The sequence below is a fragment of the Pseudomonas sp. TH21 genome (assembly GCF_016651025.1).
In the GTDB taxonomy this organism is placed as follows: domain Bacteria; phylum Pseudomonadota; class Gammaproteobacteria; order Pseudomonadales; family Pseudomonadaceae; genus Aquipseudomonas; species Aquipseudomonas aylmerensis.
The window spans coordinates 6,628,814-6,650,172 of sequence record NZ_JAEKEQ010000001.1; the positions used below are offsets into that span (position 1 = coordinate 6,628,814).

Here is a 21,359-nt window from a genome sequence, read left to right on the forward strand (position 1 = left end):
GCCACTGTCGCCGGCAGGGGTTGTGGATAACCTGGTTATTTGCCGATGCAGAAGCTGGAAAAGATCCGTCCCAACAAATCATCGGAGCTGAATGCACCGGTGATTTCCCCCAGCTGCTGCTGCGCCTGGCGTAAATCCTCAGCCAGCAGCTCTCCCGCCCCCGCCAGGGTCAGCTGCGCTCGACCATGCTCCAACGCCGCGCTGGCGTGGCGCAGTGCCTCCAGGTGCCTGCGGCGCGCACTGAAGCTGCTTTCCGACGTCTGCTCGAAGCCCATGCACGCCTTGAGATGCTCACGCAGCAATTCCAGGCCTTCGCCTGCCGACTTGGCGCTCAGGCTGATGGTGACGTGGCCATCCTCGCTGGTTTCCAGGGCGATGGCTTCGCCCGTCAGGTCGGCCTTGTTGCGGATCAAGGTGACTTTGGCCGGGTCCGGCCGTTGCTCGAGGAATTCCGGCCACAGTGCAAAAGGATCCACAGCCTCCGGTGCCGTGGCATCCACCACCAGCAGCACGCGGTCAGCTTCGCCGATTGCCTTGAGGGCGCGTTCGACGCCGATCTTTTCCACCTGGTCTTCAGTGTCGCGCAGGCCGGCGGTGTCGACCACGTGCAACGGCATGCCGTCGATGTGGATATGTTCGCGCAGGATGTCACGGGTGGTGCCGGCGATCTCGGTGACAATCGCGGCTTCGCGACCTGCCAGGGCGTTGAGCAGACTGGATTTGCCCGCATTCGGCCGGCCGGCAATCACTACGGTCATACCGTCACGCAACAACGCGCCCTGCCCGGCCTCACGCAGTACTGTGGATAACTCATCGCGGACTTTATCCAGCATTGCCAGGACATGGCCATCGGCAAGAAAGTCGATTTCCTCTTCCGGAAAATCGATCGCAGCCTCCACGTAAATGCGCAGGCTGATCAATTGCTCGGTCAAGTTATGCACACGCAGGGAAAAAGCCCCCTGCAATGACCGCAACGCATTGCGTGCCGCCTGTGCAGAACTGGCTTCGATCAAGTCCGCAATGGCTTCAGCCTGGGCCAGGTCGAGCTTGTCGTTAAGGAAGGCGCGCTCGCTGAATTCGCCCGGGCGAGCCAGGCGGCAACCCAATTGCAGGCAGCGCTGCAGCAACATATCCAGCACTACCGGGCCGCCGTGGCCCTGCAATTCAAGGACGTCTTCACCGGTGAATGAATTCGGGCCCGGAAAATAAAGCGCCAGGCCCTCGTCCAGCACACTATTGTCAGCGTCCAGGAACGGCCCGTAATGGGCATACCGCGGCTTCAACTCGCGACCGCTGATCGCCTGTGCTGCCCTGCCGGCAAGCGGCCCGGAAATACGAACGATACCGACACCGCCGCGACCTTGAGCGGTAGCGACAGCAGCGATGGTTTCACGAGGAGCGCTCATCAGCAGGTTCCAGAACAAAAGTGACAGAAAGCAAAACGCCCCACTAGGGGGCGTCTTGAGTGGTTATCCACAGAGTAAATTACGCCGCAGCTTTTTTGGTAGCCGCTTCGATTTTACGAGTGATGTACCACTGTTGAGAGATCGACAACACGTTGTTGACCACCCAGTACAGCACCAGACCAGCAGGGAACCACAGGAAGAAGAAGGTGAAGATGATTGGCATCATTTTCATTACCTTGGCCTGCATCGGATCCGGCGGAGTCGGGTTCAAACGCTGCTGGATAAACATGGTCGCGCCCATGATGATCGGCAGGATAAAGAACGGGTCTTTGATCGACAAGTCAGTTATCCACAGCATGAACGGTGCCTGGCGCATTTCCACGCTTTCCAGGAGTACCCAGTACAACGACAGGAATACCGGCATCTGCACCAGAATCGGCAAGCATCCACCCAGCGGGTTGATCTTCTCTTTCTTGTACAGCTCCATCATGGCCTGCGACATTTTCTGCCGGTCATCACCATGTTGCTCTTTCAGCGCGGCCAGTTTCGGTGCAACGGCACGCATACGCGCCATCGACTTGTAGCTGGCGGCCGACAGCGGGAAGAAAATCCCTTTGATCAGCATGGTCAGGAAGATGATCGAGAAGCCCCAGTTACCCACAATGCTGTGGATATGTTGCAGCAACCAGAAAATCGGCTGGGCAATGAACCAGAGGAAGCCGTAATCCACAGTCAACTCAAGACCTGGGGACAACTCTTTCAGCACGGCCTGACTTTTCGGACCGGCGTACAGGGTAGCGCTGGTCTCGGCCTTGGCACCTGGAGCGACGGTCAACGCCGGGCCAGTGAAGCCAATGATGTAGTTACCCTGGCTGTCCTTGCGGGTTTGAACCAGGTTCGCGTCACCCTTGTTCGGGATCCAGGCGGTCACGAAGTAGTGTTGCAGCCAGGCAACCCAGCCACCTTGGACGGTTTCTTTCAGCGAGCCCTTGTCGATATCTTTCATCGACACTTTTTTGTACGGCTCGTTACTTGTCCACAGGGCAGCGCCCAGATAAGTCGCGGTGCCAGTGGCGGTGCTGGAAGAAGGATCGGAACTGGCGTCACGCTTGAGCTGTGCAAACAGGTTGCCGCTCCATGGCTTGTCGCTTTCGTTGTCGATCAGGTAAGTGACCTTCAAGTCGTACAAACCACGGGTGAAGCTGAAACGCTTGATGTAATTGACGCCGTCGTGGCTGAATTTCAGGTCGACGTTCAACTGGTTCTGGCCGTCAGCCAGTTGATAAGTCTTTTGCTCGGTCGAATAAACCGGACGACCGGTAGCACGTGCATCCGGACCGTTGGTGCCGGTCAGGCCACTTTGCGCCAGATAAGTCCGTTCACCACCGTTATCGAACAGTTGGAACGGGACATCCGGATGGTCTTGGCGACGTGGGTACAGCGGCAGTTTCAACTGCGCGATATCACCACCTTGGGGGTCGATAGCCAGGTCGAGCACATCCGTTTTCACGTGGATGAGGTCTTTATTGGTGACCACTGGCGTTTCTAAAGGGGCGCTTGTCTCGCCATTCGCGCTGGGAACATCGGCACTCGCGGACGCATTGTTACCCAGCGGGGTGTCCGGAATAGCCGGCGCAGCCTGATTGGTAGCAACATTCTGAGTCGGCAGGGCAGCCTGGCCGTAGTCCTGGTTCCACTTAAGAACCATGACGTAGGACACGATTGCCAGGGCGACGATCAGGATCGTGCGTTTAATATCCATGATTACTCGGCCATCGAAGAAGAACGGGAGGTAGGGATAGGTGGAACCGGGTCATAACCACCGGGATTCCACGGATGACAGCGACCTAAACGACGAAAGGTCAGCCAGCCACCGCGCAGAAGACCATGATTTTCTATGGCCTCTAACGCGTAGCAGGAACAACTGGGGTAGAAACGACAGTGGCTGGCCATCAGAGGACTAATGGCATAGCGATAAAACTGGATCGGAACGAGGGCCAGTTTACGCATCAAGGCTGTCTACCCCTACAGTTTCGGTGCTGACTGCTGGTGCTGGCTTGTGGGTACGCGCCAAACGTTTCCAGAGCTTGCCGAAATGCTGAATCAATTCGGGGTTTTCTACATCACCCAAGCCTTTGCGCGCGACGATAACAATATCCCAACCAACCAGAGTGTCCTGGTGGAGGCGAAACGATTCGCGCATCAGACGCTTGAGGCGATTGCGCTCAACGGAGAGCTTTACGCTCTTCTTGCCGATCACCAACCCGAGACGGGGATGATCAAGATCGTTGTTACGCGCAAGGAGCAGGAGATTTTTCCCCGGAACCTTGCCGGTGGGGGAGTCAAAGACTGCCTTGAAGTGCCGGGGGGTTAGCAGACGCTTTTCCCGACTGAAGTCCTGACTCACCACCAGTACCGGATTATCAAACTGCCAGACGCGCACGACCTTTGGCGCGGCGACGCGACAGGACAGCACGGCCGTTCTTGGTAGCCATGCGAGCACGGAAGCCGTGGGTACGGGCGCGTTTGATGGTGCTTGGTTGGAAAGTACGTTTCATGGCGTTGTTACCTGGTTCGTCCACAACGGGCCGGAATGGCCCCCGTTTTAAGAGACCGGCGATTCTAGAGAAAGCAAGCCTCTAGGTCAATTTCCAACCAGCTTTTCCTTTAATTAGATCTTTACCGGCCATCCGCCGTTTTCCATGCGCTCGGCTTTCACGAGCAATGCCATAGATATAAAAATAAAGAAGGAAGTTATTTAAAGCTTTTCTGTAAAGCTTATAAAAGCTAGGCAGGCGATCCTCTGTGGATAAGTGCCCTGAGGCCATGAGCTGCCTACTGTACAGAGAATGACAACTACGGGGGAAAACGGTGCTCTGCCTGTGCTGCACTGTCGGATAAGCTGTGTGTGGAATAGGTTGTTATCCACAGGCCAGTTACCCACAGACTTTCGACCCCACTTGTACAACGAGCTTAGGTAGGCTTATCCACAGAGCTTATGCACAGACCATTGGTCGCCTTTTTCTTACTTAACGCGTTGATTTTGGGCCTCCTGTGCGCAACCTACATGTGGATAAGTGGACGGCTGGCCGCTACAATGGCGGCTGTTTTTGCCTCACCGGCTTTCAACTTAGGGGATATCCGTGTCAGTGGAACTTTGGCAGCAGTGCGTGGAGCTTTTGCGCGAAGAGCTGCCTGCCCAGCAATTCAACACCTGGATCCGTCCGCTACAGGTCGAAGCCGAAGGCGACGAGTTGCGTGTCTATGCGCCTAACCGTTTTGTCCTCGACTGGGTCAACGAGAAGTACCTGAGCCGCGTTCTCGAATTGCTCGATGAACATGGCAATGGTCTCGCACCGGTGCTCTCCTTATTAATAGGCAGCAAACGCAGTTCAGTCCCGCGTGCTGCGCCGAACGCGCCATTGGCGGCTGCGGCATCGCAGGCTCAGGCGGCGACCTCACCGGTCAACAACACGCCAGCTCCTGCGCCGACACCTTCGAAATCCGCCGCGCAAAAAAATGCGCCCGAACACGAAGAACCGTCCCGCGACAGTTTTGACCCGATGGCGGGCGCCAGCTCCCAGCAGGCGCCGGTCCGCGCCGAACAGCGCACCGTGCAGGTCGAAGGCGCGCTCAAGCACACCAGCTACCTGAACCGCACCTTTACCTTCGAGAACTTCGTCGAAGGTAAATCCAACCAGCTGGCCCGCGCGGCCGCCTGGCAGGTCGCCGATAACCCCAAGCACGGCTACAACCCGCTGTTCCTTTATGGCGGCGTCGGTTTGGGTAAGACCCACTTGATGCACGCTGTGGGTAACCACCTATTAAAGAAGAACCCGAATGCCAAGGTCGTGTACCTGCACTCGGAGCGCTTCGTGGCTGACATGGTCAAGGCCTTGCAGCTCAATGCCATCAACGAGTTCAAACGGTTCTACCGTTCGGTTGATGCGTTGCTGATCGATGACATTCAATTCTTCGCGCGTAAAGAACGTTCCCAGGAAGAGTTTTTCCACACCTTCAACGCCCTGCTCGAAGGCGGCCAACAGGTCATCCTGACCAGTGACCGTTATCCGAAGGAAATCGAAGGCCTGGAAGAACGCCTGAAATCACGTTTCGGCTGGGGCCTGACGGTGGCGGTCGAGCCGCCAGAGCTGGAAACCCGCGTTGCGATCCTGATGAAAAAGGCCGACCAGGCGAAGGTCGACCTGCCGCATGATGCTGCTTTCTTTATTGCCCAACGCATTCGTTCCAACGTGCGTGAGCTGGAAGGCGCGCTCAAGCGGGTCATTGCGCACTCGCACTTCATGGGCCGCGACATCACCATCGAGTTGATTCGCGAATCCCTGAAAGACTTGCTGGCCCTGCAAGACAAGCTGGTGAGTGTGGATAACATCCAGCGCACCGTGGCCGAGTACTACAAGATCAAGATCTCCGACCTGCTGTCCAAGCGCCGTTCGCGTTCGGTGGCACGTCCCCGTCAGGTGGCCATGGCCCTCTCCAAGGAGTTGACCAACCATAGCCTGCCGGAAATCGGTGATGTGTTTGGTGGTCGCGACCACACAACGGTCTTGCACGCATGCCGCAAGATCAACGAACTTAAGGAATCCGACGCGGATATTCGCGAGGACTACAAGAACCTGCTGCGTACACTGACAACTTGATGACACCAGCGCAGCTTATTAAGGCAAGGGACTAGACCATGCATTTCACCATTCAACGCGAAGCCCTGTTGAAACCCCTGCAACTGGTCGCAGGCGTCGTCGAGCGCCGACAGACCTTGCCGGTGCTCTCCAACGTATTGCTGGTGGTCGAAGGCCAGCAATTGTCCTTGACCGGTACCGACCTGGAAGTCGAGCTGGTGGGTCGTGTGCAGCTGGAAGAGCCCGCCGAGCCTGGCGAGATCACCGTACCGGCGCGCAAGCTGATGGACATCTGCAAAAGCCTGCCCAACGACGCGCTGATCGACATCAAGGTTGATGAGCAGAAGTTGGTGGTCAAGGCCGGTCGCAGCCGCTTTACCTTGTCCACCTTGCCTGCCAATGATTTCCCGACCGTGGAAGAAGGTCCTGGCTCGCTGACGTGCAGCCTGGAGCAAAGCAAACTGCGTCGTTTGATCGAGCGCACCAGCTTCGCCATGGCGCAGCAGGACGTGCGTTACTACCTCAACGGCATGCTGCTGGAAGTCTCCGAAGGCATCATCCGCGCCGTGGCCACTGACGGTCACCGCCTGGCCATGTGCTCGATGAAAGCCGACATCGGCCAGCCCGATCGCCACCAGGTTATCGTGCCGCGCAAAGGTATCCTCGAGCTGGCGCGTTTGCTCACCGAGCCGGATGGCAACGTCAGCATCGTCCTGGGTCAACACCACATCCGTGCGACCACCGGCGAATTCACCTTCACCTCCAAGTTGGTTGACGGTAAATTCCCGGATTACGAACGTGTACTGCCTAAGGGCGGCGACAAGTTGGTGATCGGTGATCGTCAGGCCCTGCGCGAAGCGTTCAGCCGTACCGCGATTCTGTCCAACGAAAAGTACCGTGGCATCCGCCTGCAACTGGCCAATGGTCAGCTGAAGATCCAGGCCAACAACCCGGAGCAGGAAGAAGCGGAAGAAGAAGTGGGCGTCGACTACAACGGCGGCTCGCTGGAAATCGGCTTCAACGTGAGCTATCTGCTCGACGTGCTGGGTGTGATGACGACCGAACAGGTTCGCCTGATCCTGTCCGACTCCAACAGCAGCGCCCTGGTGCAGGAATCCGACAACGACGACTCGGCTTACGTTGTCATGCCGATGCGCCTGTAATCATGCTCAGCAGAAGCTAGATGTCCCTCAGTCGCGTCTCGGTCACCGCGGTGCGCAATCTGCACCCGGTGACCTTCTCCCCCTCCCCCCGCATCAATATTCTCCACGGCGCCAATGGCAGTGGCAAAACCAGCGTGCTGGAAGCCATTCACCTGTTGGGTCTCGCCCGTTCATTCCGCAGTGCGCGCCTGTTACCGGTGATTCAATACGAGCAACTGGCGTGCACGGTATTTGGCCAAGTCGAACTGGCGGAAGGTGGGCATAGCAGCCTGGGGATATCGCGTGATCGCGGTGGGGAGTTCCAGATTCGCATCGACGGGCAAAATGCCCGCAGCGCTGCGCAGTTGGCGGAAATCCTGCCACTGCAACTGATCAACCCCGACAGCTTTCGGCTGTTGGAAGGTGCACCGAAAATCCGCAGGCAATTCCTCGATTGGGGAGTGTTCCACGTGGAACCGCGTTTCATGGCCACTTGGCAGCGCCTGCAGAAGGCCCTGCGGCAGCGGAACTCGTGGCTGCGGCATGGTACACTTGACGCCGCTTCGCAAGCGGCCTGGGACCGGGAACTGTGCCTGGCCAGCGACGAAATAGATGAATACCGCCGCGCCTATATCAAAGCCTTGAAACCAGTCTTTGAGCAGACCTTGAGCGAGTTGCTAGATCTCGAGGGGCTGACGCTGAGTTATTACCGTGGTTGGGACAAAGAGCGCGACCTGAGTGCCGTGCTCGCCACGTCTTTGCAGCGGGATCAGCAAATGGGTCATACCCAGGCCGGCCCACAACGGGCTGATTTGCGTCTTAGATTGGGCGCACACAATGCCGCGGACATCTTGTCCCGGGGTCAGCAGAAGTTGGTGGTGTGTGCACTGCGGATTGCCCAAGGCCACTTGGTTAGCCAAGCCCGCCGCGGTCAGTGTATTTATCTGGTGGATGACTTGCCGTCCGAACTCGACGAGCAGCACCGCCGCGCGTTATGCCGCTTGTTGGAAGAATTACGCTGCCAGGTGTTCATCACCTGTGTAGACCACGAATTATTGAGGGAAGGCTGGCACACGGATACGCCAGTCGCTTTGTTCCACGTGGAACAAGGCCGTATCACCCAGACCCACGACCATCGGGAGTGAAGGCATGAGCGAAGAAAACACGTACGACTCGACCAGCATTAAAGTGCTGAAAGGTTTGGATGCCGTACGCAAACGTCCCGGTATGTACATTGGCGACACTGATGACGGTAGCGGTCTGCACCACATGGTGTTCGAGGTGGTCGACAACTCCATCGACGAAGCTTTGGCCGGTCACTGCGACGACATCAGCATCATCATCCATCCGGATGAGTCGATTACCGTGCGCGACAACGGTCGCGGTATTCCGGTAGACGTGCACAAAGAAGAAGGCGTTTCGGCGGCAGAGGTCATCATGACCGTGCTCCACGCCGGCGGTAAGTTCGACGACAACTCCTATAAAGTCTCCGGCGGTTTGCACGGTGTGGGTGTGTCGGTGGTGAACGCACTGTCCGAAGAGCTGATCCTGACCGTTCGCCGCAGTGGCAAGATCTGGGAACAGACCTATGTCCACGGTGTACCGAAAGAGCCGATGAAGATCGTTGGCGACAGCGAATCGACCGGTACTCAGATCCACTTCAAGCCATCGGCTGAAACCTTCAAGAACATCCACTTCAGCTGGGACATCCTGGCCAAGCGGATTCGTGAATTGTCCTTCCTCAACTCCGGTGTGGGTATCGTCCTCAAGGACGAGCGCAGCGGCAAGGAAGAGCTGTTCAAGTACGAAGGCGGCCTGCGTGCGTTTGTTGAATACCTGAACACCAACAAGACTGCGGTCAACCAGGTGTTCCATTTCAACATCCAGCGCGAAGACGGCATCGGCGTGGAAATCGCCCTGCAGTGGAACGACAGCTTCAACGAGAACCTGTTGTGCTTCACCAACAACATTCCTCAGCGCGACGGTGGTACTCACCTGGTGGGTTTCCGTTCCGCACTGACGCGTAACCTGAACACCTACATCGAAGCCGAAGGCTTGGCAAAGAAGCACAAAGTTGCCACTACCGGTGACGATGCGCGCGAAGGCCTGACCGCGATTATCTCGGTGAAAGTGCCGGATCCAAAGTTCAGCTCCCAGACCAAAGACAAGCTGGTATCTTCCGAAGTGAAGACCGCCGTCGAACAGGAAATGGGCAAGTACTTCTCGGACTTCCTGTTGGAAAACCCGAACGAAGCCAAGCTGGTTGTCGGCAAGATGATCGACGCGGCTCGTGCCCGTGAAGCGGCGCGTAAAGCTCGCGAGATGACCCGCCGTAAAGGCGCGCTGGATATCGCCGGCCTGCCAGGCAAACTGGCTGACTGCCAGGAGAAGGACCCTGCCCTCTCCGAGCTGTACCTGGTGGAAGGTGACTCTGCTGGCGGTTCCGCCAAGCAGGGTCGTAACCGTCGCACCCAGGCGATCCTGCCGTTGAAGGGCAAGATCCTCAACGTCGAGAAGGCGCGCTTCGACAAGATGATTTCCTCTCAGGAAGTCGGCACCTTGATCACAGCGTTGGGCTGCGGTATCGGCCGTGACGAGTACAACATCGACAAGCTGCGCTACCACAACATCATCATCATGACCGATGCTGACGTCGACGGTTCGCACATCCGTACCCTGCTGCTGACGTTCTTCTTCCGTCAGCTGCCGGAGCTGATCGAGCGCGGCTACATCTACATCGCCCAGCCGCCGTTGTACAAAGTGAAAAAGGGCAAGCAAGAGCAATACATCAAAGACGACGACGCCATGGAAGAGTACATGACGCAGTCGGCCCTGGAAGATGCCAGCCTGCACTTGAACGACGAAGCCCCGGGCATTTCCGGTGAGGCGCTGGAGCGCCTGGTTAACGACTTCCGCATGGTGATGAAGACTCTGAAGCGTCTGTCGCGCCTGTATCCGCAGGAGCTGACCGAGCACTTCATCTACCTGCCATCCGTAAGCCTGGAGCAGTTGGGTGACCACGCTCACATGCAGGATTGGCTGGCCCAGTACGAAGTGCGCCTGCGCACCGTGGAGAAATCTGGCCTGGTGTACAAAGCCAGTCTGCGCGAAGACCGTGAACGTAATGTCTGGCTGCCAGAGGTCGAACTGATCTCCCACGGCCTGTCGAACTACGTCACCTTCAACCGCGACTTCTTCGGCAGCAATGACTACAAGACCGTGGTAACCCTGGGCGCGCAACTCAGCACCCTGCTGGACGACGGCGCTTATATCCAGCGTGGCGAACGCAAGAAGCAGGTCAAGGAATTCAAGGAAGCCCTCGACTGGCTGATGGCTGAAAGCACCAAGCGTCACACCATCCAGCGATACAAAGGTCTGGGCGAAATGAACCCGGATCAGCTGTGGGAAACCACCATGGACCCGGCTCAGCGTCGCATGCTGCGCGTGACCATCGAAGACGCCATTGGCGCAGACCAGATCTTCAACACCCTGATGGGTGATGCGGTCGAACCTCGCCGTGACTTCATCGAAAGCAACGCATTGGCGGTGTCCAACCTGGACTTCTGATCAGGCAAGACCGCTGAAAACAAAAAGGCCAACGCTCAGCGTTGGCCTTTTTTATTGGGCAGATTTTAAATGCTCCACGTGGAACATCGCCATTTCAGTTGGGCGATGGCGCCGTTGCGACACTCTCCAACCGATACCCATACCCGTAGATCGTTAACAGCTGCCAACCCCGATCCGCCGTCAGCCCAAGCTTGTTACGCAGCCGGTAGATATGCGTATCCAGTGGGCGAGACGAGACCATTTCTTCATGAGTCCAGAAGCGCTCATAGAGGTACTCACGGGACAGCGGTCGGGCCAGGTTGGCGAACAGGCAACTGGCCAGGCGGTATTCACGCTCGGTCAGGTTGATCGGTTTGCCGGCTCGGGTCACCGTCAGTTCAGCGTCGTCAAAGGTCAGGTCGTTGAAGCTTTGCACCTCTTGGGTTGCCGACTTCTGCAGGCCGTGGCGACGCAACACTGCAAAGACACGGGCTTTCAGTTCGTTAGGACGAAAGGGTTTGCTGACATAATCATCGGCGCCGCTGTTGAGTGCCGTGACGATATCGCTCTCGGCATCGCGGCTGGTGAGCATGATGACGGCGGGGGGCGATTCCATGTGTTCGCGGGTCCAGCGCAGCAAGGCAATGCCAGTGATATCGGGCAGTTGCCAGTCGAGTATCAGCAGGTCAAAGGTTTCCCGGCGCAGTTGGCGTAGCAGGTCTTCACCACGCTCGAAGCAATGCAGGGACCAAGGCTGTTCCGCGGTGCCGGGGATCTGTCGCAGTGTCTGTTCCACCCGCCGCAACTCGGCAGGTTCGTCATCCAGTATTGCGACACGCATGTCGAGGGTCCTTTGTTCTTAATATAGGGCAGCCGACGGCCAATGAATAACGGCACATACTGCGCAGTTGCCGGCCATTGAATCTGAATAATTGTGGTCAGATTCGACGACCCCTTGGATCTCTCGGTACGCTGATATCAAAGGGCCGTAACCCCCTGAAAGTCCTGGGTACCTCTGTGGGAAAGATACCGGCTCCCGAGGGTAAGTAAAAGGATCAGCCGACACATGCGCTGCCGTAAATGCCCGCGTGCCGATGTCAGACGTCCTCTGGAACCTGGACATTGATGAGAACCATGTCGCTTTCCCCCCATTCAATGCTTCGCGCCCTTCCCTCCCTGTTGATCCTGGCGGTAGGGGTTGCGGGTGCATCGGCCAAAGCGCGGCCGGCCTATATTGATGACCATACCCTGTGCCGTGCGCAGCCGTTGCCGGCTGTTGTCCAGCACCTGACCGGGGAAGCCTGGAAGCTCGATGTACGCGGCAAGGTGACGCCTTTGCAGGAGGGCATGACTATTGATGAGCAGGAGGGGGTGAGAACATCCGCTGCGGCATTTGTCAGCCTGTTGCTCGGCGACGGTTCTCGGGTGGTGCTGCCGTCCAGTTCCCAGGTGCGCCTGCACCTCGACGAGAAGCAGTTGATCCCCCAAGTGATGCTCGAACAAGGCCAGGCCGAAGCGTATGTGATCAAGCGGGCCACCGATTATGATCGCTTCCAGATCGCCACGCCGGTGGGCGTGCTGGGGGTACGTGGCACACATTTTCGAGTGCGCGACGATGGTGAGCAATCGGTGCTCGAAGTACTCGACGGCCAGGTCGCGGTCAACCGTGACAGCAAGGCTGGCCCGTCTGACAGCGAAGTAAAGGTCGGCGCGCGACAAGGGCTGCTGTTCAAGAAACAAGGCGAGCTTGAGCCGTTAGCGTTGCTGACCGCGCCGAAACTCATTGGCCAGGATGGGCAGAAAGGCGACGCGCCCGTCTGGCGTCTATACCTGCGGCCATTGGCGGGCGCGCAACGTTATCGCGCCCAGGTGGCGACTGATAAAGCCTTCATGAACATCAAGCAGGAAAACTTCTCCAGTGAGCCGAAAATGAGCTTCACTGGGCTCAAGGCGTCGTTTTATCACGTGCGTTTGTCGGCGTATGACGCCCACGGACTGGAAGGAGAAACCGGGGTCTATGACATTTTCTACTACCCGCCGGCAGCACAGGCGCAGGCTACCGGTGGCTGACCGATGATGCTCTGGGGCAAGCCCGAGAAACGCCAGCCCACCCACGCCCAGCGCTTGTTCCATGGCCTGGTCCGCGAGTGGCTGTGGATCGGTTTACTGCTGCTGCCGATCACGGCCTATCTGTCATTGAGCCCCGGCCTTGCCTTGAACAACCCGTTGTATGACAGCCTGCGTCGGCTGACCCCACTGCCGGTGGACCCGCGTATTTTGCTGGTGACGATTGACGATCAAAGCCTGAAAAAGCTCGGTCAATGGCCTTGGCCGCGCAGTTTGCACGCCGACCTCATCGACCGTCTGAATGCCGCACAACCCGCCGGTATCCTGTTTGATGTGATCTTCAGCGAGCCCGGCAACCCAGCCAATGACAAACGCCTGGCCGATGCCGTGTGCAACGCCGGTAACGTGTTGTTGCCACTGTTGCGCGATAGCACCGCCAGCTACAGCCGGCCAGGCGAGCAAATGTCCGCGCTGCTGAAATGCGCCAGGGGCGTTGGCCATATCAACGTGGAAGCCGACAACGACGGCGTGGTGCGCAGCTTGTATATGCGCGAGGGCCCACCGGATGCTGCCGTTGCGCAGTTGGCATGGCTGGCCTATGAGATGAGCGGTGAGAAGTCGCCGATGCCGGGAGAGGCACGCGAGGCGGTCGATCAACACTGGCACCGGGAGCATGCCATTCGCATCCCGTTCATTGCGCCGCACACGCATTTCCCTAGTGTGTCCTACGTCAGTGTATTAAACGGTGAGGTGCCTCCCGAGCAACTGCGCGACCGTCTGATTCTCGTTGGCGCCACGGCCTCCGGAATGGGCGATCGATTCGTCACGCCCCTCTCCTCCACCGTTGGCACCACGGCCGGCGTAGAGATCCAGGCCAACGTGCTCAATGGCTTGCTGCAAGGGCGAAGCATCGTTGACGTGCCCGCATGGCTGGCGGCAACCCTGGCGACGTCGCTGGTCGCATTGTTGCTGGGATTGCTGCTGTACCGCCCGCGCTATGCGCTATGGATGACCCTGGGCTGCATGGCCACGGCGTTGTTCGGTGCCTGGGCGCTGCTGCGCCTGGGCCACTGGTGGTCGCCGGCGGCCTGCTTGATTGGTTTGTTACTGAGCTACCTGATCTGGAACTGGCGGCGCCTGAGCGCGATCCTCGCCTATTTCGGCTGGGAGCTGGCGCGGCTGGATAACGAGCCCAAAGTGCTGCCCGAGCGCCGGCGCGCGCCCGCCAGCCATGGCGATGTGTTGCAGGGGCGTATCTTCGCGCTGGAGCAAGCCGTGAGCCGCACGCGAGATACGCGGCGCTTTATGGCCGATGGCCTGGAGTGCTTACCGGTAGCCACCCTGATCACCGATCCCGGCGGCAATATTTTGCTGGCAAATCGTATCGCCCGTGAGGTGTTCGGCAATGACCTGGTCAACGAAAACCTCATCGAACAACTCGCCGACCTCGGTTATCCACCGCTGCACAATGGTGTGCGCCCTGCCCTGTCCGCACTCGAACTCGTCGAGTTCCGAGATATCCGCCAGCGCAGCCTGCGCATGGAGCTTGCCCCCTTGCTGCCGGCTGAAGGTGATGTCGCACTCGGTTGGCTGTTGAGCCTGACGGACCTGAGCAAGGAACGCGATGCCCAGCAGCATCGCGAGACCATGCTGCGCTTCCTGTCCCATGACCTGCGCGCGCCGCACTCGGCGATCCTCGCGCTGCTGGATGTGCACAACGGCGAGTCACCGGTATTTGCCCAGATCGAGCAGCAGGTACGACGCGCCTTGAGCCTTACCGAGTCGTTCGTACAGCTGGCGAAAGCCGAGGCTGATGGCTATCAATTCCAGCCGACCCTGTTCGCGATGCTGGTGATGGATGCCTTCGATCAAGTCGCGTTGATCGCCCAGCTCAAGGGCATTCACTTGGTGCACGACCTGGATGAAGCCGATGAGGGCATGGTGTGGGCCGATCAATCGTTGCTCACGCGCGCGTTGTTCAACGTGCTGGAGAACGCGATTAAGTACTCCCCGTCCGGTACCACCGTCCGGCTGAGTCATGCCACTGTGCAAGGTTGGTTGGAATGCCGTATCAGCGACCAGGGGCCGGGGATCGCTGCGCAAGATTTACCGGAGTTGTTCAGCCAGTACCGACGCTTCGATTCCGCGCAGGGCAGTGAAGGCCTGGGGCTGGGCCTGACCATGGTCAAAGCCGTTCTCGAGCGTCATGGAGGGCGGATCAGTTGCGAAAGCGTGGTCGGTAAAGGCACCACGTTCAGCCTGCAGTTGCCGCTGTGGGAAGAGTGAGAAAACCCACTTTCCTGCTGTGCATAAAAAACCGGTCCCAAGGACCGGTTTTTTTCTGCGAGAAAAACTTATGCACCTTTTCCGCTATTTTATGAGCTTGGGAAATATGTAAGTAAATCAGCTTCTTATAAGTCAAAAATACCCATTCGCCAACAAACCGTACACAGGTTATCCACAGATGCTCATACCACCGGCGTGTCGACCACAACCGGCTCTGGCGGCAGCGAACCCATGGCCCGCTGCTGCGCTTCATTCCAGGCCGCAGCACGGTCATTCAGCGCGGCAATGGCGCGCGGGCCTTCACCTTCTGCATACATCGGTTCGCCAATCACTACGGTGATGGTGCCCTCACGCTTGGCCCAGCCGGTCTTTGGCCAGTACTTGCCGGCGTTATGCGCAATCGGCAAGACCGGCAGATGGGCGTTGACTGCCAACGCGGTACCACCGCGTGAGAACTTGCCTACGGTGCCGTAGGGCACGCGGGTACCCTCGGGGAAGATCAACACCCAAACGCCGTCCTTGAGCAGCTCGTCGCCCTTCTTGGCCACGTGCTTGAGCGCCGCCTTGGGGTTGTCACGGTCAATCGCGATGGGACGCAACATGGCCATGGCCCAGCCGAAGAACGGCACGTACAGCAGCTCACGCTTGAGCACCTGGCTCAGGGGCGAGAAGTACGCCGAGAGAAAGAACGTCTCCCAGGTGCTCTGGTGGTTCGACAGAATCACGCACGGCTGGTCCGGCACGTTTTCGGCGCCCTTCACCTCGAAACGGATATTGAGGAACACCTTGGTCAGCCACAGCGCGCAGCGGCACCAATAGACGTTGATAAAACGATAGCGCGCCTTGAACGGCAGGAAGGGCGCGATAAAAAAGCTCAGGGTGCACCAGAGGAAAGAACTGGTGCCCAACAGCAGGTAAAAGAAAAAGGTTCTGATGGCCTGCAAAATCGACATGGCGGCATTTACCGTTGCGGGACAACGCCCGCCTGTTAAAAGCGCACTCCCGAACGGTCCTTGGTCAGGAAGTCGAGGGCGGCTAGTTGTTGATAAGTTCTGCGGCAACCGCCGCCAGATCGTCAAAAATCAAGGTGCCTACCGGCAGGTTTTTCGCCTGGGTCTTTTCGCCTTTCCCGGTCTTAACCAAAACTGGCTGAGAGTCGACGGCTTTGGCCGCCTCCAGGTCACCGAGGCTGTCCCCGACGAACCATAGCCCAGCCAAGGGCACCTTGTAATGTTCTGCAATGGTTTTCAACATGCCAGGCTTGGGTTTGCGGCAATCGCAGCCCTCATCCGGCCCGTGGGGGCAGTACACCACCAGCCCCACTTCACCTCCCTGCTCGGCCACCAACGTGCGCAAGCGCGCGTGCATGGCGTCCAGGGTGGCGATGTCGTAGTAACCGCGGGCGATACCGGACTGGTTGGTGGCAATGGCCACCGTCCAGCCGGCTTTGCTCAACTGCGCGATGGCCTCGATCGAGCCGGGCAGTGGAATCCACTCCGCCACCGACTTGATGTAAGCGTCGGAGTCGTAGTTGATCACCCCGTCCCGATCGAGAATCAGCAGTTTCAACATGATCAGCCCAGTACGGAAATGTCGGCGATATTGATGAACAGGCCACGCAGACGCGCCAGCATGGCGTAGCGGTTTTTGCGTACACCCGCGTCCTCGGCATTGATCATCACCGCTTCGAAGAACGCATCCACCGGCTCACGCAAGGTGGCCAGGCGCGCCAGGGCTTCGGCGTAGTTGCGTTCGGCGATCAGCGGCTTCACGGCGTTCTCTGCCTTGGCAATGGCCGAGTTCAGCGAGAACTCCTTGGCATCGGCAAACAGGCCAGGGTCGACATCGGCGTTGCCCAGGCCTTCGGCCTTGCTCAGCAGGTTCGACACGCGCTTGTTCACGGCGGCCAGGGCATCGGCCTCAGGCAGTTTGCGGAAGGCCTGCACGGCTTGTACGCGTTGGTCGAAGTCCAGCGCCGAACCCGGCTGCAGGGCACGTACCGACAGGTACACCGAGACATCCACGCCTTCGTCTTCGTAACGCGCACGCAGGCGGTCGAACACGAACTCCAGCACTTGCTCGGCCAGGCCGGCTTGCTTGACCTTGCCGCCGAACTGGCCGACCGCGAACACCACGGCCTGGGTCAGGTCGAGGTCCAGCTTCTTGTCGATCAGGATACGCAGCACGCCCAGGGCCGCACGGCGCAGGGCATACGGGTCTTTGCTGCCGGTAGGCAACATGCCGATACCGAAGATACCCACGAGGGTGTCCAGCTTGTCGGCGATCGCCACGGCTGCACCGGTCAGGGTGGTCGGCAGTTCAGCGCCGGCACCGCGCGGCATGTACTGCTCGTTCAACGCCAGGGCGACATCGTCCGGCTCGCCGTCGTTGAGGGCGTAGTAGTAGCCGGCAACGCCTTGCATCTCCGGGAACTCGCCGACCATCTCGGTGGCCAGGTCGCACTTGGACAGCAAGCCTGCACGCGCAGCCCAGGCAGCATCCCCACCAATGCGTGGCGCGATGTAGGCGGCCAGCTTGGAAACGCGCACGGCCTTGTCGTAGACGCTGCCGAGTTTTTCCTGGAACACCACGTTTTGCAGGCGCAGGTTGAAGTCTTCGAGCTTCTGCTTCTTGTCTTGCTTGAAGAAGAACTCGGCGTCGGTCAGGCGCGGGCGCACGACTTTCTCGTTACCGGCGATGATCTGCTGTGGGTCCTTGCTCTCGATGTTGGCCACGGTGATAAAGCGCGGCAGCAACTTGCCATCCACGTCCAGCAGGCAGAAGTACTTCTGGTTGTCCTGCATGGTGGTGATCAATGCTTCTTGCGGCACGTCGAGGAAACGCTCTTCGAACGAGCACACCAGCGGCACCGGCCATTCAACCAGCGCGGTCACTTCGTCGAGCAGGCTTGGCGGCACGATGGCGGTGCCTTCCTGCAGGCGGGCCAGCTCTTCGGTGCGCTTGCTGATCAGCTCGCGACGCTCGTTGGCATCGGCCAGCACGTAGGCTGCACGCAAGTCATCGAGGTAGTTGGCTGGCGAGGTGATGCGCACGCTCTGTGGATGGTGGAAGCGGTGGCCACGGGAATCACGGCCGGCCTTCTGGGCAAGGAGCGTGCAGTCGATGACCTGGTCACCAAGCAGCATCACCAGCCATTGGGTCGGACGCACGAACTCTTCCTTGCGCGCGCCCCAGCGCATGCGCTTGGGGATCGGCAGGTCGTTCAGGGAATCTTCCACGATGGTCGGCAACAGGCTGGCCGTTGGCTTGCCCTTGATGACCTGGCTGAAACGCAGTTTCGGGCCGCTCTGATCGATTTCGCTCAGCTCGACGCCACACTTCTTGGCAAAACCCAGGGCCGCTTGGGTCGGGTTGCCGTCAGCATCGAAAGCGGCCTGGCGCGGCGGGCCGTCCAGGTTGATGTTACGGTCTGGCTGCTGGGTTTCCAGCGCGGTCAGCAATACGGCCAGGCGACGTGGCGCGGCGTAGACTTTTTCGCTTCAAACTTCAGGCCAGCGCTGTGCAGGCCTTTTTCGATACCGGCCAGGAACGCGTCGGCCAGGGTATTGAGTGCCTTGGGTGGCAGCTCTTCGGTGCCCAGTTCAACCAGGAAATCTTGAGCACTCATTGTGCAGCCTCCAGCTTAGCCAACACTTCATCACGCAAATCCGGGGTAGCCATCGGGAAGCCCAGCTTGGCGCGAGCCAGCAGGTAGGCTTGGGCGACGGAACGCGCCAGGGTGCGCACACGCAGGATGTATTGCTGGCGCGCGGTTACCGAGATGGCACGGCGAGCATCCAGCAGGTTGAAGGTATGGGACGCCTTCAACACCATTTCATAGCTCGGCAACGGCAGCGGCTGGTCGAGTTCGATCAGGCGCTTGGCTTCGCTTTCATAGAAGTCGAACAGTTCGAACAGCTTGTCGACGTTGGCATGTTCGAAGTTGTAGGTGGACTGCTCCACTTCGTTCTGGTGGAACACGTCGCCGTAGGTGACTTTGCCGAACGGGCCGTCAGCCCACACCAGGTCGTAGACCGAATCCACGCCTTGCAGGTACATGGCCAGGCGCTCGAGACCGTAGGTGATCTCGCCGGTCACCGGGTAGCACTCGATGCCGCCCGCTTGCTGGAAGTAGGTGAACTGAGTCACTTCCATGCCGTTGAGCCAGACTTCCCAGCCCAGGCCCCAGGCGCCGAGGGTTGGCGATTCCCAGTTGTCTTCGACGAAACGGATGTCGTGGACCAGCGGGTCCAGGCCGACATGTTTCAACGAGCCCAGGTACAGTTCCTGGAAGTTGTCCGGGTTCGGCTTCAGGACTACCTGGAACTGGTAGTAGTGCTGCAGACGGTTCGGGTTTTCGCCGTAGCGGCCGTCAGTCGGGCGACGACTGGGCTGCACATAAGCGGCGTTCCAGGTTTCCGGGCCGATGGCCCGCAGGAAGGTAGCGGTGTGGAAAGTGCCGGCGCCTACTTCCATATCGTAGGGCTGAAGTACCACACAACCTTGCTCGGCCCAGTATTGCTGGAGGGCGAGGATCAAGTCTTGGAAGGTACGCACGGCTGGCGTAGGCTGGCTCACGAAATTCACCTGTTACTTGGGCTGCGATTTAAAGAGCGGGAGTATACCCGATTCGGCCCTGCCACCACTCCCTGGAGCCTTATGCCACGCTGCTTTTGGTGTTCTGAAGATCCGCTGTACATGGCTTATCACGATCAAGAGTGGGGAACGCCGCTGCGCGATGCGCAGGGTTTGTTCGAGTTGCTTTTGCTCGAAGGGTTCCAGGCGGGCCTGTCCTGGATCACCGTTTTACGCAAACGCGAGCATTATCGAAAGGTCTTGTTCGGCTTTGATGCCCAGCGCCTGGCACAGCTGACCGATGCAGAAATCGAAGCGCTGATGCTCGACCCGGGCATCGTGCGCAATCGCCTCAAGCTCAACGCCACCCGACGCAATGCCGCTGCCTGGCTGGCGCTGGAGGACCCGGTGGAGTTTCTGTGGTCGTTTGTGGGCGGCGTGCCCAAGGTCAATCATTTCAAGGACCGCAGCCAGGTCCCGGCCATTACGCCGGAGGCTGAGGCCATGAGCCGCGCCCTGAAAAAAGCCGGGTTCACCTTCGTCGGCCCGACCATCTGTTACGCGTTCATGCAGGCCTCGGGCATGGTCATGGACCACACTCAGGATTGCGACCGTTACGCGGACTTGGCCAACGCCGGTTAGAATGGCGGCTTTGCGCACCACACACGATCAGGAGTGACCTGTGGAAAAGTTTAAAGGCGCCTTGCTGGTAGGCGCTCTTCGGTTGTTTGCTCTATTGCCCTGGCGCGCGGTTCAAGCGGTCGGCACGGCGATTGGCTGGATCATGTGGAAGACCCCCAACCGCTCTCGCGACACGGTGCGGATCAACCTCTCCAAATGCTTCCCCGAGATGGACCCGGTCGAGCGCGAACGCCTGGTCGGTCGCAGCCTGATGGACATCGGCAAGTCGCTGACCGAAAGCGCCTGCGCCTGGATCTGGCCGGCCCAGCGCTCCATCGACCTGGTGCGCGAAGTCGAAGGCCTGGAAGTGCTGCATGAAGCCCTGGCCTCGGGCAAGGGCGTGGTCGGTATCACCAGCCACCTGGGCAACTGGGAGGTGTTGAACCACTTCTATTGCAGCCAGTGCAAACCGATCATCTTTTACCGTCCGCCCAAGCTCAAGGCCGTGGACGAATTGCTGCGCAAACAGCGCGTGCAATTGGGTAACCGCGTGGCGGCCTCCACCAAGGAAGGCATCCTCAGTGTGATCAAGGAAGTGCGCAAAGGCGGCCAGGTGGGCATCCCTGCCGACCCGGAGCCGGCGGAGTCGGCCGGCATCTTCGTACCGTTTTTCGCCACCCAGGCCCTGACCAGCAAGTTCGTGCCGAACATGCTCGCGGGCCACAAGGCCGTCGGCGTGTTCCTGCATGCCCTGCGGTTGCCGGACGGCTCGGGTTACAAAGTGATCCTGGAAGCGGCGCCGGAAGACATGTACAGCACGGACACTGCCACCTCCTGCGCGGCGATGAGCAAGGTGGTGGAGCGTTATGTCGGCGCCTACCCGAGCCAGTACATGTGGAGCATGAAGCGCTTCAAGAAACGCCCGCCGGGCGAGGCGCGGTGGTATTGATGTACCTCGATCTGTAGACCCATGCAGATCTAGTGTGGGAGCTGGCTTGCCTGCGATGGCATCACCTCGGTGTAACTGAAGGACCGAGTTGCCTGCATCGCAGGCAAGCCAGCTCCCACAAGAGTCT

The 21,359-nt window shown here is 59.0% G+C and carries 17 protein-coding genes and 1 pseudogene; 8 read left to right on the forward strand and 10 right to left on the reverse strand.

All coding sequences use genetic code 11. The annotated features are described in order from the left end of the window. Positions 1-35: 35 nt before the first annotated feature. The 5 genes from mnmE to rpmH all read right to left on the reverse strand — a co-directional run bounded on the left by mnmE (position 36) and on the right by rpmH (position 3,964). A complete protein-coding gene (mnmE, locus tag JFU04_RS29550; RefSeq protein ID WP_201146217.1) occupies positions 36-1,406 on the reverse strand; it encodes a tRNA uridine-5-carboxymethylaminomethyl(34) synthesis GTPase MnmE in 1,371 nt (456 codons plus the stop codon). Positions 1,407-1,485: 79 nt separating this feature from the next. Next, positions 1,486-3,168, reverse strand: a complete 1,683-nt coding sequence (gene yidC / locus JFU04_RS29555) for a membrane protein insertase YidC (RefSeq protein ID WP_201146219.1) — start codon at positions 3,166-3,168, stop codon at positions 1,486-1,488. Between the two features lie 2 nt (positions 3,169-3,170). After that, entirely contained in the window at positions 3,171-3,416 is a 246-nt protein-coding gene (yidD, locus tag JFU04_RS29560) for a membrane protein insertion efficiency factor YidD (RefSeq protein ID WP_010207715.1), read from the reverse strand. After that, a complete protein-coding gene (rnpA, locus tag JFU04_RS29565) occupies positions 3,409-3,816 on the reverse strand; it encodes a ribonuclease P protein component (protein WP_020302575.1) in 408 nt (135 codons plus the stop codon). The genes yidD and rnpA overlap by 8 nt, the downstream gene beginning before the upstream one ends. A gap of 13 nt (positions 3,817-3,829) precedes the next feature. After that, positions 3,830-3,964 (reverse strand): 50S ribosomal protein L34, encoded by a 135-nt coding sequence (gene rpmH / locus JFU04_RS29570; RefSeq protein ID WP_003213577.1) that lies wholly within the window; start codon positions 3,962-3,964, stop codon positions 3,830-3,832. A 585-nt stretch (positions 3,965-4,549) separates the two neighbouring features. On the opposite strand from rpmH, the gene dnaA reads away from it, so the two are divergent. The 4 genes from dnaA to gyrB are packed head-to-tail and all read left to right on the forward strand — an operon-like array spanning position 4,550 to position 10,755. After that, a complete protein-coding gene (gene dnaA / locus JFU04_RS29575) occupies positions 4,550-6,067 on the forward strand; it encodes a chromosomal replication initiator protein DnaA (RefSeq protein ID WP_106805571.1) in 1,518 nt (505 codons plus the stop codon). A gap of 38 nt (positions 6,068-6,105) precedes the next feature. After that, the gene (gene dnaN / locus JFU04_RS29580; RefSeq protein WP_053258802.1) at positions 6,106-7,209 is read left to right on the forward strand and encodes a DNA polymerase III subunit beta; all 1,104 of its coding nucleotides are present in this window, start codon (positions 6,106-6,108) and stop codon (positions 7,207-7,209) included. Between the two features lie 20 nt (positions 7,210-7,229). Further along, positions 7,230-8,333: a DNA replication/repair protein RecF gene (gene recF / locus JFU04_RS29585; protein ID WP_065902696.1), complete on the forward strand. Its 1,104-nt coding sequence runs from the start codon at positions 7,230-7,232 to the stop codon at positions 8,331-8,333. 4 nt (positions 8,334-8,337) lie between these two features. Then, entirely contained in the window at positions 8,338-10,755 is a 2,418-nt protein-coding gene (gene gyrB / locus JFU04_RS29590) for a DNA topoisomerase (ATP-hydrolyzing) subunit B (RefSeq protein WP_065902697.1), read from the forward strand. 94 nt (positions 10,756-10,849) lie between these two features. Here the strand turns inward: gyrB and JFU04_RS29595 are convergent, their stop codons facing one another. Next, positions 10,850-11,575, reverse strand: a complete 726-nt coding sequence (locus JFU04_RS29595; protein ID WP_201146221.1) for a response regulator transcription factor — start codon at positions 11,573-11,575, stop codon at positions 10,850-10,852. Positions 11,576-11,859: 284 nt separating this feature from the next. Between JFU04_RS29595 and JFU04_RS29600 the strand changes: the two genes are divergently transcribed. Both JFU04_RS29600 and JFU04_RS29605 read left to right on the forward strand, forming a co-directional pair. After that, positions 11,860-12,804: a FecR family protein gene (locus JFU04_RS29600; RefSeq protein WP_446739690.1), complete on the forward strand. Its 945-nt coding sequence runs from the start codon at positions 11,860-11,862 to the stop codon at positions 12,802-12,804. Positions 12,805-12,807: 3 nt separating this feature from the next. Beyond that, positions 12,808-15,087 (forward strand): CHASE2 domain-containing protein, encoded by a 2,280-nt coding sequence (locus JFU04_RS29605; RefSeq protein ID WP_201146226.1) that lies wholly within the window; start codon positions 12,808-12,810, stop codon positions 15,085-15,087. 182 nt (positions 15,088-15,269) lie between these two features. Here the strand turns inward: JFU04_RS29605 and JFU04_RS29610 are convergent, their stop codons facing one another. The 4 genes and pseudogenes from JFU04_RS29610 to glyQ all read right to left on the reverse strand — a co-directional run bounded on the left by JFU04_RS29610 (position 15,270) and on the right by glyQ (position 19,665). Next, positions 15,270-16,040 (reverse strand): lysophospholipid acyltransferase family protein, encoded by a 771-nt coding sequence (locus tag JFU04_RS29610; RefSeq protein WP_065902705.1) that lies wholly within the window; start codon positions 16,038-16,040, stop codon positions 15,270-15,272. A gap of 82 nt (positions 16,041-16,122) precedes the next feature. Further along, on the reverse strand, positions 16,123-16,662 hold the full coding sequence (gene gmhB, locus JFU04_RS29615; RefSeq protein ID WP_174245652.1) for a D-glycero-beta-D-manno-heptose 1,7-bisphosphate 7-phosphatase: 540 nt from the start codon (positions 16,660-16,662) through the stop codon (positions 16,123-16,125). Further along, a pseudogene (glyS, locus tag JFU04_RS29620) lies at positions 16,662-18,715 on the reverse strand (glycine--tRNA ligase subunit beta). Before glyS ends, gmhB begins: the two are co-directional and overlap by 1 nt. Beyond that, on the reverse strand, positions 18,712-19,665 hold the full coding sequence (glyQ, locus tag JFU04_RS29625) for a glycine--tRNA ligase subunit alpha (protein WP_003187265.1): 954 nt from the start codon (positions 19,663-19,665) through the stop codon (positions 18,712-18,714). The pseudogene glyS and the gene glyQ overlap by 4 nt, the downstream one beginning before the upstream one ends. Before the next feature lie 81 nt (positions 19,666-19,746). On the opposite strand from glyQ, the gene JFU04_RS29630 reads away from it, so the two are divergent. Together JFU04_RS29630 and JFU04_RS29635 are read left to right on the forward strand one after the other, a co-directional pair. After that, positions 19,747-20,304, forward strand: coding sequence for a DNA-3-methyladenine glycosylase I (locus JFU04_RS29630; protein ID WP_065902709.1), 558 nt, complete (start codon positions 19,747-19,749; stop codon positions 20,302-20,304). 40 nt (positions 20,305-20,344) lie between these two features. After that, the gene (locus tag JFU04_RS29635; protein WP_065902711.1) at positions 20,345-21,232 is read left to right on the forward strand and encodes a lysophospholipid acyltransferase; all 888 of its coding nucleotides are present in this window, start codon (positions 20,345-20,347) and stop codon (positions 21,230-21,232) included. Positions 21,233-21,359: the final 127 nt, after the last annotated feature.

Coding starts and splice junctions, on each gene's coding strand:
- JFU04_RS29605 (WP_201146226.1), top strand. CDS start 12,808: ATGATGCTCTGGGGCAAGCCCGAGAAACGCCAGCCCACCCACGCCCAG.
- yidC (WP_201146219.1), bottom strand. CDS start 3,168: ATGGATATTAAACGCACGATCCTGATCGTCGCCCTGGCAATCGTGTCC.
- JFU04_RS29600 (WP_446739690.1), top strand. CDS start 11,860: ATGAGAACCATGTCGCTTTCCCCCCATTCAATGCTTCGCGCCCTTCCC.
- mnmE (WP_201146217.1), bottom strand. CDS start 1,406: ATGAGCGCTCCTCGTGAAACCATCGCTGCTGTCGCTACCGCTCAAGGT.
- gyrB (WP_065902697.1), top strand. CDS start 8,338: ATGAGCGAAGAAAACACGTACGACTCGACCAGCATTAAAGTGCTGAAA.
- JFU04_RS29595 (WP_201146221.1), bottom strand. CDS start 11,575: ATGCGTGTCGCAATACTGGATGACGAACCTGCCGAGTTGCGGCGGGTG.
- JFU04_RS29630 (WP_065902709.1), top strand. CDS start 19,747: ATGCCACGCTGCTTTTGGTGTTCTGAAGATCCGCTGTACATGGCTTAT.
- recF (WP_065902696.1), top strand. CDS start 7,230: ATGTCCCTCAGTCGCGTCTCGGTCACCGCGGTGCGCAATCTGCACCCG.
- yidD (WP_010207715.1), bottom strand. CDS start 3,416: ATGCGTAAACTGGCCCTCGTTCCGATCCAGTTTTATCGCTATGCCATT.
- JFU04_RS29610 (WP_065902705.1), bottom strand. CDS start 16,040: ATGTCGATTTTGCAGGCCATCAGAACCTTTTTCTTTTACCTGCTGTTG.
- dnaN (WP_053258802.1), top strand. CDS start 6,106: ATGCATTTCACCATTCAACGCGAAGCCCTGTTGAAACCCCTGCAACTG.
- rpmH (WP_003213577.1), bottom strand. CDS start 3,964: ATGAAACGTACTTTCCAACCAAGCACCATCAAACGCGCCCGTACCCAC.